The sequence below is a fragment of the Macrococcus capreoli genome (assembly GCF_025628935.1).
Lineage (GTDB): Bacteria > Bacillota > Bacilli > Staphylococcales > Staphylococcaceae > Macrococcoides > Macrococcoides capreoli.
The window spans coordinates 101,912-114,338 of record NZ_JAOTIS010000005.1 but is presented as its reverse complement, the minus strand read 5'-3'; the positions used below and the strand labels follow the sequence as shown (position 1 = coordinate 114,338).

The window sequence follows — 12,427 nt, the reverse complement described above, 5'->3', positions numbered from 1 at the left end:
CAATGCGCCCTCCTATCCCTTTAAGCAGGTAATGTCTCTAATACTGATTTTACAATTTTAGAACTTGATACGCAAGCAACTTTTAAAAACTCATCGAATGTTATGCCCGCTTCACCGTTTGCTAAATCAGAAATCGCACGCGTAATAATAAATGGTACATTAAACTGATAACATGTTTGTGCAACTGCAGCAGCTTCCATTTCAACAGCTAAACTTTCATTAAAATGTGTTAAAATGGCTTGTTTTTGTTCAGCAGAACCGATGAAACTGTCCCCTGATACAATTAAGCCGATATGCGCTGTTAAATCATTTTCTTTTATTGCCTGTTCAGCAACTTCAATCAATTTAACGTCTGCATCGTATCGTTCCGGCATACCAGGAACTTGCCCTAATGCATAGCCGAATGCTGTCGCTACGACATCATGATGTAATACGCTCTGACTCACTACGATATCGCCTACGGATAGTTCAGCGCCTAAACCACCCGCACTACCTGTATTAATAATCATCTCAGGATTATATTCTTTAATTAATAATGTTGTACATATCGCAGCATTCACTTTACCAATACCGCTTTGCATTAATACTACATCCTGCCCATATAAACGACCTTTATAAATTTCAACATGCGCTTGTTGTTCTGTCACTAAATCAACCATGTCGTTTTTTAAAATTTCTATTTCTTCCTGCATTGCACCGATAATTCCAATCATTTATATTCCTCCTAAATAAAAAGCAGATCATTAAGATCTACTTTTAAATTATCACTATTTTATATTAGCTGATTTCTACGATTTTAACACGCATTTCATTACCATTTGGTAATGGTACGTTAATTTCATCGCCAACTTTTTTTCCTAATAACGCTTTCGCGATTGGTGATTCATTTGAAATCTTACCTTCGAAAGGATCAGCCTCTGCAGAACCTACGATTTTATATGATTCTTCTTCATTACCTGGAATTTCAGTAAATGTCACTGTTCTTCCTAATTGAACTTCTGATTTAGAACCGTCGTCTTCAATAATAACGGCATGACGTAACATCATTTCGATTTTTGTAATTTCTTGTTCAACGAATCCTTGCTCGTCTTTTGCTGCATCGTATTCTGAGTTCTCTGAAAGATCACCGAAACTACGTGCAACTTTAATTTTTTCTACTACTTCTGGACGACGTACAGTTTTTAAATGTTCTAATTCAACTTCTAATTTTTCAAAGCCTTCTTTTGTCATTGGGTATTCTTTTTGCATTTCCATGGATAAATCCTTCTTTCTACTAATTCACGCGAATTAATGATTGTATTTTTGTTGTCATAATATCGATCGCTACTGCATTACTTCCACCTTCAGGAATAATAATGTCAGCGTATCGTTTCGTTGGTTCAATGAATTGATTATGCATCGGTCGAACAACCGTTAAGTACTGATCAATAACTGACTCCATCGTACGTCCACGTTGTTCTATATCTCTAACAAGCCTTCTTAAAATACGAAGATCTGCATCTGTATCTACATAAATCTTAACATCCATTAAATCACGAAGCGTTTCATTCTCTAAAGCAAAAATGCCTTCTACTATAATAACATCTTTCGGCTCAAATGTAATCGTTTTCTCGCTTCTCGTATGTTTTGTATAATCATACGTCGGCACTTTTACCGTTTCACCGTTACGCAAATCAATTAAATTTTGAATTAATAAATCATTATCGAACGCTAGTGGATGGTCATAATTCGTTTTTAAACGCTCATCAAAACTTAAATGTGCCTGATCTTTATAATAATAATCTTGTTCGATTAAAGCGACGCTATAACCTTCTAAATTTTTAAGTATTTTTGAAGTTACTGATGTCTTTCCAGAACCAGAACCCCCTGCTATTCCGATGATCGTTGTAGATGCCATTAGTTCAGTTCCTTCCTCATCATGTTCATTGGGTAAACTGGATGATCAACTTTAATTTGAACGATTTGAAGTGGATGACGTGCTGCATCTAATGCTATACCCTCTTCATCGTAAATTACGTCAATCACTTGTTTAAAGTTTTCAATTTCAGGACCAAAGAATTCTACTTCCTGACCTGGTTTAAAGTTATTTCTTTGTTGTATTGTTGCAATTTGCGTTTCTTCAGAATAGTCTAACACTAATCCACAGAAATCGAAAGGAGTTTTTTTAGATTGTTCATGCCCAAACATTTGCTCCTCAAATCCTGGCACACCTTCAAAGAACGCACTTGCAGTGTCACGGTTTGCACATTTGTCTAATTCAATTAACCATTCCGGATCAATTTTAAAGTTTTCAGGATCTGCACAATACGCATCAATCACTTTTCGGTATACAGAAACAACTGTTGCAATATAGTGAATCGATTTCATACGTCCTTCGATTTTTAATGAATCGACACCGATATCAATCATTTTAGGGATTGATTCAACTAATTTTAAGTCTTTCGGGCTCATCGCAAATGGTGTCGCATCACCGTCATATACAACGTCCAGTTCCCCATCATCGACTGATAATAAATCATAGTCCCAGCGACAACTTTGACAACATCCACCACGATTTGAGTCACGTGCTGTCATATGGTTACTCAATGTACAACGACCTGAGTATGCAATACACATCGCACCATGAATAAATGCCTCAATTTCGATATCAATTTTTTCTTTCATTTCTTTAATTTCTTCTGCACTTGTCTCACGTGCCAGTACGACACGTTCTAACCCTTCAGACTTCCAGTACTCAACAGCTTTAACGTTAGACAATGATTGTTGGGTAGATAAATGGATTTCTAAACGTGGTGCTACGCGTTTACATGTTTCGATGATAAGTGGGTCAGCAACGATAATACCTGTCGCGCCTGTACCTTCTAATGCGATCAAATAATCTTCTAAACCATCCATATTTTCGTCATGTGCGATAATATTAGTCGTAACGTAAATCTTTGCACCATATTGATTTGCAAATTCTACGCCTTCTTTAATTTCTTCAATAGTGAAATTATCTGCGTTTGAACGCAAACCGTATTCCTGTCCACCAAGGAATACTGCGTCTGCACCGTAATGTACTGCGATTTTAAGCTTTTCTAGGTTACCTGCTGGTGCTAATAACTCAGGTTTTTTTAATATTTGTTTTGGTTTTTTAATTTCTAATTCCGTTTTCATCAAATCATTCCTTAATATACAGTTTGTTTAAATAAGAACCCTTGGTCTAATGGACGGTGTTCCGGTTGAATTTCCTCTATCATATCGATCAAATCAAATTTAGCATCTTCGTATGCTTCAACATCTTCTTCATATAAATCTAATGCTTTGCGATATGCACCAGTCACTGTTGTAATATACTCTTCAGAATGTAAGACACCATCAATCTTGAAAGCATCAATACCAGCTTCAATTAACTCCTCTAACTCTTCAATGACACAAATATCGTTCGGACTCATTATATGTGTACCGTTACCATCTTCAAAGATTGGATATTTATTATTTCGTTCTTCATCATATAACAACATTTGATCCTTTATTTCACGGTTCTCAATCTTCATCACTTTATCCTGATACATAAAGTAATTGCCTAATAATTGACGCTTCGATTGGAACATACACGTCATGCCATGCACTTGAACTTCAATCTCAACGTTGCTATGCGCCTTAATATTAAGTACTTCATCAAGCGATAATTCACGTGCTAATACTGCACGATTCGCACCACGTTCACCCCAGTAATTCACCTGGAAGTGGTTTGTCACTAATGTTTCCTGGTTCCATTGAAGGGGTATCGAGTTACCTAATTCACGTTCATACATCACGATAGCCGGATCGCCAAACAGAATTGCATCAGGATGAACTTCATGTAAATATTTCATATAATCTTCTACAGCATCTAGATGTTCATTATGAAAAATGCCGTTCACTGCGACATACGCTTTTTTACCATGTGCATGGATTAATTCAATGGCAGCTTTTAAATCTTCACGGTTAAATTCACCTGCTAAACGCAATCCAAATTGTTGTTCTCCAATTACAAAGGCATCAGCACCTGCTTTAATTAAATCTTTAATATGTGATAACGACTTTGGTGTTACTAATAATTCTGTCATAATAGTCTCCTTTATTTTTTCACTGAAATACTCATACCATCGCCAATATCGATGAAATTCGTATCATAATCTTTATTTTCACTGAGCCAGGCATTATACTTTTCAATCTTTCTTACCATTTGTTTCACATTACGACTTCGTACAATTTCAATATTGCCTACAAAATCATGATATAAAATATTGTCAGTAATGATGAGGCCGCCTTGTCTTACAAATGGACTATATAACTCAAAAAACTTGAGCGACTGTGCTTTTGCAGCATCGATAAATAATATATCATATTCTTTATCGTTTACATCATTTAATGCTTCCAGTGCATCTTTAAATATCGGTCTAATTTGATGCTGTTTTTTGTAATCATCAATATGTTGTAATGCAAATTGATACATCATTTCATTGCGTTCAATTGTCGTAACGTGCACATTATCATTGACAGATGCAAAATGCAATGCACTATAGCCGATTGCCGTTCCAATTTCTAATATATTGTGTGCTTGATGTATACGAATCAGTTGTTTTACAAATTCAACCGATATCTTATCCATAATCGGCACTTCATGTGTCTTTGCAACTTCAATTAAATCGTCAATCGCATTGACTGGATTTAATCTGCTAATATAGGTTTCTTCTTTTATCAAATTAAAACAATCCTTTAACGAAAAAATTACCAACCAATACGGCTGGTAGTTTTGTTTTTTATTTTCATGATATTGTATCATAAATCAAGAAAAATTGTAATGGTAAATTTACAATCTACTGCATCAACAGAAAACCCAATGCGCATTTCATATTTGATTGCGCATTGGGTTCATTTTGAAGCAAGCTTTATTGCTGGCTATCAATATGTTCTTCTTTTAATTTTAAATGTTCATCATACGTTTTTGAAAAGTAGTTCTTACCATCTTTAGCCGCTAAGAAATATAAATATTCCGTTTTCGCAGGGTTTAATACGCTTTCCATCGATTCTCTACCACTCGTAGCAATTGGTCCGGGTGGTAAACCTGTATGAATATACGTATTATATGGCGATTCTACTTTTAAATCATCTTCATATGTTACAGATTTATGTCGACCTAATGCATAAAGAACAGTCGGATCAGTCTGTAAAGGCATTTCTGGATTTTCTGCCATACGATTAATAAATACTGAAGCGATTTTCGCTCGATCAGTTAACCCTGATGCTTCACGTTCCACAAGTGATGAAAATGTTAAGAATTCATGGAATGTTAATCGTTTTTCTTTGCCTTGTTCTTTTATCACAATACCTCCATACTTATCCCATAAAGGGAAAGCATTTTCTTCGGTAGCTTTTAACATTTTCTCAACAATTTCTTCAGTTGTAGGATTTTTCTCGGTAAAATCATACGTAGCAGGGAATAAATAACCTTCTAATGGATATTTAATATTTTTATTAAACACATCATTCGTTATTAATTTCGGATGTTTTTTCTGCATTTTTTTCACAAATTCCGGATCGTTTACAGCCTTTAAAAATTCTTCTTTCGTAATTTTCGTATTTTGAGCTACAACGTCAGCAATTTGATCAATCGTTTTACCTTCAGGAATACTCATTTTAAAAGCTACAGGTATATAAACTTCACCTTTTTGTAAACTTTTCGCAATTTGCTTATATGTCATTGAAGGTGAAAATTCATAACTTCCAGCCTGGAAATTTGAGATATTATTAAATTTCAAATAGTACTTGAACATCGTACTATTTTTAATAATTTTTTCTTTTTCTAATTTTTCTCCAATCATTGTCGCAGACTCACCTGGTAATACTTCAATCTTAGTCGTTGACTTATCATTTGGATTCAGTGGTTTCTGGCTAGCATTAATGTAAAAGTAGCTACCTAGCCCAATAAGACACACGCCAATCAAAATAACACCTATAATGATAGAAGAAAGAAGTTTAGAGAAAGATTTCGAATCTCTAATTTCTTTATTTCTATTCGCCATATTTAGACTCCTTTAATATTAAAGCTCTTCTTCGTCAAAGTTTGTATTAACAAACTCTTCAATCATATCCCACTCTTCATCTGTTTCGATAGGCATGAATTTTCCGCCGTCACCTTCACTGTCAGGTTCGTTAATCATTGGGATTAATTCGATTTCTTCATCTTCAGCTGAACCTTCTTCTGCTAAAATAACATATTCCTTCTCAAAGCCAGGGTGATAGAAGCTCACTAGTTTACGATATAATACTTCATTACCCTCTTCATCGAATAATGTTAATAATTCTTCTTCATTGTTAATATCTAATGTTGCTTCGTTTACTGCTTGATTGTTCATTTCATCTGTCATGTTAATCATCCTTTTTATTTTGAATTTAAATACCCTTGCAGTATAAATACTGCAGCCATCTTATCTATAACCTGTTTTCTTTTCTTGCGGGACACATCAGCTTCTAGTAATGTTCTCTCAGCACCAACTGTTGAAAGGCGTTCATCCCACATCACTATTGTAATATTCGGACAAACACTTTTCAACAATTCACTAAACTTGATCGATGCTTCTCCGCGCGGACCTACTGAATTGTTCATATTTTTCGGTAATCCGATGACAGCAGTATCGACTTGATGTTCATCAATGATTGCTTTGAGTTCATCCAGACCGAATTCATTTTGCGCTTCATTGATGCGGAGTGTAGTTAAACCTTGTGCAGTCCAACCCATTGCGTCACTTAATGCGACACCGATTGTTTTTGAACCGACATCTAATCCGATTACTTTATTCATTTCCTTTTGTCTCAGTCTGGATATAGCTAGATACAAGTTGTTCCATAATATCATCTCTGTCTAAGCGACGAATCTGATTACGCGCATCGTTATGTCTTGGAATATAAGCGGGATCACCAGATAATAAATAGCCTACGATTTGATTAATTGGGCTATATCCTCTTTCTTCTAAAGTATTATACACGTTCAATAATACAGTTCTAACTTCTTCTTTCGGTAATTCATCAAAATTGAACTTCATCGTTTTATCGAAATTTTCCACTGCAATACACTCCTTTGTATGACATTTGTTCAATCATATCATACTATAAATCAATTTTTAATTACAATGTATTCATATAGTCCTTTACAAATTGTAATGCTGTTGTAATACCAGATGGATTATTTGCAGCACCTTGTGCAGAATCAGGTCGGCCGCCACCTTTACCACCTGTCGCATTTGCAACGCCTTTGATGATGTCACCCGCTTTAACTTTTGCAACTAAATCTTTCGGTACGCTTGCCATATAATTTAATTTATCATTCGCTGCCGCTATAAATATTACTGCATCCTGTAATTTAGAACGGTAGTCATCCATTAACTCTCGTAACATTTTATTATCTTCAGCATCCACTTCAACTGCTAATACTTTAAAGCCATTAATGACTTCAACTTGCTCCGTTATATCTCCCATTTTAAGTGATGCAACAGTTTTATTTAAATCTGTAATCGTTTTTTCCTGAGAACGAATCGTTGTCGTTAATTCATCAATCTTACCGACTAATTGATCTTGATGCTTCACTTTCACTTTCGGTAAAATTGTATTCACTGTCTCTTGATATGTTGATAAATATTCAAATGCTGCTTTACTTGTAACAGCCTCGATACGGCGGACACCTGCACCTGTTCCTGATTCAGAAACAATTTTGAATAAACCAATTTCTCCTGTATTACGGACGTGAACACCTCCACATAATTCGATAGAGTAATCACTCATTTCAACAACGCGCACGATATCGCCATATTTTTCACCGAATAATGCCATCGCGCCTTTTGCTTTCGCGTCTTTAATCGGCATTTCATTAATTTCAACAGGTAAGTTAGCCCAAATCTTTTCGTTAACAATTTGTTCGATTTTAGTAATTTCTTCCTGAGTTACAGGCCCAAAGTGAGAGAAGTCAAAACGTAAACGTTCAGGTGTAACTAATGATCCTGCCTGATTAACGTGTGTTCCTAATACGTCTTTTAAGGCCTGATGCATTAAATGTGTTGCACTATGGTTCTTAATAACAAATGTTCTAAAGTTCGGATCAACTTGCGTTGTCACTTTTGCCCCAACACTTACTTTACCGAAACGGATTGTTCCAGTGTGTAAGTTTTGACCGTTTGGCGCTTTCGTCACTTCAGTTACTTCGATTTCAAAGTCATCATTTGTAATAATACCTGTATCAGCTACTTGTCCACCACTCACTGCGTAGAAAGGTGTTTCTGTTAAAATAAATTGAATGGTATCCTCTTTAGAACTTTCAACACTTTCACCGTTCTCAATGATTGCAACAAGTTCTGTTTCGTTTGACAATGCTTCATACCCAATAAATGTACTTGGCATTGTCAGACTTGATAGTACTTCGTTTTGAACTTGCATACTTTGCGTTTTTTGACGCGACTCACGAGCACGTGTACGTTGAGCTTCCATCGCGATTTCAAACCCTTCGTGATCCACTTCAACACCCGCTTCTTCTGCAAGTTCTTCTGTTAATTCAACCGGGAAACCGAATGTATCATATAATTTAAATACATCTTCGCCTTTTAATTGGTTGTTCGAATTTTTAGCTGCATCTTTTAATGCATTGAAATGGACCAAACCTTCTTCAAGTGTCTCGTGGAAACGGTCTTCTTCAGATTTAATCACTTTCTTGATGAAGTCTTTATTTTTATCAACATCTGGATAATACGGTTTCATAATGCTTGCTACGATGTCAACCAGTTCATACATAAATGGTTTATTAATGTCTAATTTTTGTGCGAAACGTACTGCACGACGTAATAAACGTCGTAATACGTAGCCACGTCCTTCGTTTGAAGGTAATGCACCGTCACCAATTGCAAAGCTTACAGTACGAATATGGTCTGCAATCACTTTAAACGCAACGTCATCTTCTTTGTGCTCACGGTATTTCTTACCTGAAATCGCTTCAGTCTGTTCAATAATCGGCATAAATAAATCTGTATCATAGTTTGTTGGGACGTCTTGTGAGATTGAAGCCATACGCTCTAATCCCATACCCGTATCGATGTTTTGCTTTGGAAGTGGTGAATAAGTATGATCTGGATTATGGTTAAATTCAGAGAATACTAAGTTCCATACTTCTAAATAACGTTCGTTTTCCCCGCCTGGGTACATTTCTTCAGCAGGATCGTCTTGCCCGTATGCCGGCCCGCGGTCATAGAAAATTTCTGTATTTGGACCACTCGGACCTTCCCCGATATCCCAGAAGTTACCTTCGATACGTGTGATACGATCATCTGTTAAACCAATTTCATTCACCCATAAATCATAGGCTTCAGTATCTTCCGGATGAATCGTCACGTATAATTTTTCAGGTTCAATCGCCATCCATTTTTCACTCGTTAAGAATTCCCATGCAAATAAAATCGCTTCTTTTTTGAAATAATCACCTATAGAGAAATTCCCTAACATTTCGAAGAATGTATGGTGACGCGCTGTAAATCCAACGTTCTCAATATCATTTGTACGAATTGATTTCTGTGCATTCGTAATACGGGGATTTTTTGGGATAACACGACCATCAAAATATTTCTTTAATGTCGCAACACCTGAGTTAATCCATAATAATGTGTCATCATCAATCGGCACAAGTGGTGCTGAAGGTTCTATCATATGTCCTTTCTCTACGAAAAAGTCTAAATACATTTGTCTAATTTCTGCTGCTGTTAAACGTTTCATTCATATCTCTCCCTTTAAATAAAAATACACGTCCATCCCTAAAAAAGGGACGAACGTGTTCGCGGTACCACCCTAGTTATGACAATGTCATCACTCGTTACATATTCATCTTGAATGAGATAAAGTAGCTTCAGTAATATCAAGCATATCTTGCACCAACCGATATGTCTCTTAGTCTTGAGTGATTACTTACTCATCTTTAAATTTGAATTATTTAAATTATAATTGATATGAATGATACACGTCAACTTAAAGATAATCATAAGGCGTAATATCTTCCATATTTATCATTGGTGAAACCAGATGCATGTTATCTGCTGTCATTTCACCCACTTTAAAAGGTAATACATTTGAAACGTGTTCAATATTATTTTGATTGATATTTTTTTGTTCATCTGTATTAAAATAATCTAATAGAAACTGATAAAACGAAGTAAATCTGGCATTGCCTAATCGCTTTATCCCTTCATTAAATGCATTGACATCCCCGCAAAATATAAGCGATTGTTTCGCACGGGTTAGGCCAGTATATAATATATTTTTCTGTAGCATTCTAAAGTATTGATTTACAACCGGCATGATCACAATCGGAAATTCTGAACCTTGCGATTTATGGATCGAACAGCAATACGCATGTGTAATCTCAATTAAATCAGCTTTTGTATACGTTACTTCATTGCCATCATAATCAACAATGACAACATCTTTATTCAATGCATTCTCAGCAGCTGTAAAAATGCCGACGATTTCACCAATATCTCCATTAAAGACACCATCTTCTGGTCGGTTGACGAGTTGCAGTACTTTATCTTGTTTACGATAGATTACATCTCCAAACTCCATTTCACGCTTATCTTCATCAGCTGGATTTAATATTTTCTGCAGCACTTTATTAAGTGCACGAATACCTGCATTTCCACGATAAATCGGTGCCAGTACTTGTATATCACGCATATCATAACCTTTATTCACAGCTGACGTCACAATTTTTTCGATGACTTCAGGAATTTGATCCGCTGTACAAGGAATAAAGCTACGGTCACTATAACGCTTTGTAATATCAAATGGTTCATTGCGTTTAATTTGATGTGCCAGTTCAACTATAGACGAACCTTCTTGCTGACGATACACTTCATTCAGTTCAATTTGAGGCATAATTTGAGACTCGATTAAATCTTTAAACACTTGACCCGGACCTACAGATGGTAACTGATCCTGGTCTCCAACGAAAATGATTTGTGCGTCATTCGGTACAGCTTTCATCAACTGGAACATCAGCCACGTATCCACCATCGACATTTCGTCGATGATGATAAGTTTGGCCGTAATTTCATTGTCCAGTATATCATCAGGTTTATTATCACGTGTCCAACCAATCAGTCGATGGATCGTTGTCGCTTCGAGCCCTGTTGATTCGTACAACCGCTTGGAAGCACGTCCTGTAGGGGCTGCAACGACAATCGGAAAGTCCTGACCATCATAATCATCGTAATCGAGACTGAGTCCATGCAGTTCAGCATATAACGTTACAATCCCACGGACAACTGTTGTCTTACCTGTCCCGGGTCCACCAGAAAGAATCATGAGTTTACTATTCATCGCCTGCATTAATGCTTCTTTTTGCTTTTCAGCGTAACTCACTTCAAACAGCTGTTCAATTTCACCGATTGCTAACATCACTTCTGACTGTTCGAATTGTTTCAAATGTTCTTTATGATGCATCAAACGATGTAAGATTTGTACTGTTTTCGTTTCCGAATAAAAAAGACTTGGAATATAAATATTTTTGTCATGTTCTACTAACAATTTCTTCTCTTCACATAATTCCGTTAACGCATGCACAAGACTATCAGGATTAACTTGTGAACCATTTTTCGTTAGTAGTTCATAACTTGTTTCCAGTAAGATCTGATCTGGAATATACGTATGACCATTTTGAAGTGATGCCTGGTCAAGACCATATACAAGCGCTGCCTTTAATCGTTCAGGATGGTTATTATCAATGCCGATATGCTTTGCTAAATCATCTGCTTTATTAAATCCGATACCATCAATATCTAACACAAGTTGATACGGAGATTCTTTTATAGCACGAATCGTATCATCTTTATAGAATTGATAAATTTTCATCGCAAGTTGCGGACCAAATCCCCAGTCGTTCAACTGAATCATTATTTTTTCGATGGCTTGATTTTCATTGATTGTATTATAGATTAGATCCTTCTTTTCCTGAGATAATTTCGGAATCTTATCTAGACTTGATTTATCATCCAGAATAATATTCAGCGCATCTTCACCAAGTGTTTCAACAATCGTACGTGCTGTTTTCTTCCCGACACCTTTAAACATTTCACTGGACAAATAATGAATAATACCATCTTTAGACTGTGGTAAGTCTTTTTCAAACTTTTCTGCCTGTAATTGCTTACCGTACTTTGCATGCGTTACAAGTTTACCTGTAAACGTATAAGTATCCCCTTCTGCAATTTGTGGGAGAAATCCTGTGACCGTCACTTCATCGTCAAAATCTTCATTTGTATCCATAACTTCGGCTTTTAATACCGTATAAAAGTTATCGTTATTTTGAAAAAGTATACGGGTGATTGTGCCTTTTACGTAAGATTGATCAAATAAAGTGGCGTTCTCCAAG

General features: G+C 36.0%; 12 protein-coding genes. All 12 read right to left on the bottom strand.

Annotated features, from left to right (window positions below; translation table 11 throughout):
* Window positions 1–20 precede the first annotated feature (20 nt).
* The 12 genes from OCL94_RS05385 to recD2 all read right to left on the bottom strand — a co-directional run bounded on the left by OCL94_RS05385 (window position 21) and on the right by recD2 (window position 12,426).
* Window positions 21–713: a 5'-methylthioadenosine/adenosylhomocysteine nucleosidase gene (locus OCL94_RS05385; RefSeq protein WP_262995350.1), complete on the bottom strand. Its 693-nt coding sequence runs from the start codon at window positions 711–713 to the stop codon at window positions 21–23.
* A 64-nt stretch (window positions 714–777) separates the two neighbouring features.
* Window positions 778–1,254: a transcription elongation factor GreA gene (greA, locus tag OCL94_RS05380; protein WP_262995348.1), complete on the bottom strand. Its 477-nt coding sequence runs from the start codon at window positions 1,252–1,254 to the stop codon at window positions 778–780.
* A gap of 19 nt (window positions 1,255–1,273) precedes the next feature.
* Window positions 1,274–1,897 carry a uridine kinase gene (gene udk / locus OCL94_RS05375; RefSeq protein ID WP_262995346.1) on the bottom strand — a complete coding sequence of 208 codons (624 nt, stop codon included), beginning with the start codon at window positions 1,895–1,897 and terminating at the stop codon, window positions 1,274–1,276.
* The gene (locus OCL94_RS05370; protein ID WP_262995344.1) at window positions 1,897–3,156 is read right to left on the bottom strand and encodes a peptidase U32 family protein; all 1,260 of its coding nucleotides are present in this window, start codon (window positions 3,154–3,156) and stop codon (window positions 1,897–1,899) included. The genes udk and OCL94_RS05370 overlap by 1 nt, the downstream gene beginning before the upstream one ends.
* 11 nt (window positions 3,157–3,167) lie before the next feature.
* Complete coding sequence (locus tag OCL94_RS05365) at window positions 3,168–4,091, bottom strand: peptidase U32 family protein (RefSeq protein WP_262995342.1); 924 nt, start codon at window positions 4,089–4,091, stop codon at window positions 3,168–3,170.
* An 11-nt stretch (window positions 4,092–4,102) separates the two neighbouring features.
* Window positions 4,103–4,729 carry an O-methyltransferase gene (locus OCL94_RS05360; RefSeq protein ID WP_262995340.1) on the bottom strand — a complete coding sequence of 209 codons (627 nt, stop codon included), beginning with the start codon at window positions 4,727–4,729 and terminating at the stop codon, window positions 4,103–4,105.
* 187 nt (window positions 4,730–4,916) lie between these two features.
* Entirely contained in the window at window positions 4,917–6,050 is a 1,134-nt protein-coding gene (gene mltG, locus OCL94_RS05355; RefSeq protein ID WP_262995338.1) for an endolytic transglycosylase MltG, read from the bottom strand.
* An 18-nt stretch (window positions 6,051–6,068) separates the two neighbouring features.
* Window positions 6,069–6,395 carry a DUF1292 domain-containing protein gene (locus OCL94_RS05350; RefSeq protein WP_262995336.1) on the bottom strand — a complete coding sequence of 109 codons (327 nt, stop codon included), beginning with the start codon at window positions 6,393–6,395 and terminating at the stop codon, window positions 6,069–6,071.
* 14 nt (window positions 6,396–6,409) lie between these two features.
* Window positions 6,410–6,829: a Holliday junction resolvase RuvX gene (ruvX, locus tag OCL94_RS05345; RefSeq protein ID WP_262995334.1), complete on the bottom strand. Its 420-nt coding sequence runs from the start codon at window positions 6,827–6,829 to the stop codon at window positions 6,410–6,412.
* The gene (locus OCL94_RS05340) at window positions 6,822–7,091 is read right to left on the bottom strand and encodes an IreB family regulatory phosphoprotein (protein ID WP_262995332.1); all 270 of its coding nucleotides are present in this window, start codon (window positions 7,089–7,091) and stop codon (window positions 6,822–6,824) included. Before OCL94_RS05340 ends, ruvX begins: the two co-directional genes overlap by 8 nt.
* Window positions 7,092–7,152: 61 nt before the next feature.
* Entirely contained in the window at window positions 7,153–9,777 is a 2,625-nt protein-coding gene (gene alaS, locus OCL94_RS05335; protein ID WP_262995330.1) for an alanine--tRNA ligase, read from the bottom strand.
* Window positions 9,778–10,026: 249 nt separating this feature from the next.
* Entirely contained in the window at window positions 10,027–12,426 is a 2,400-nt protein-coding gene (gene recD2, locus OCL94_RS05330) for an SF1B family DNA helicase RecD2 (RefSeq protein WP_262995328.1), read from the bottom strand.
* Window position 12,427: the final 1 nt, after the last annotated feature.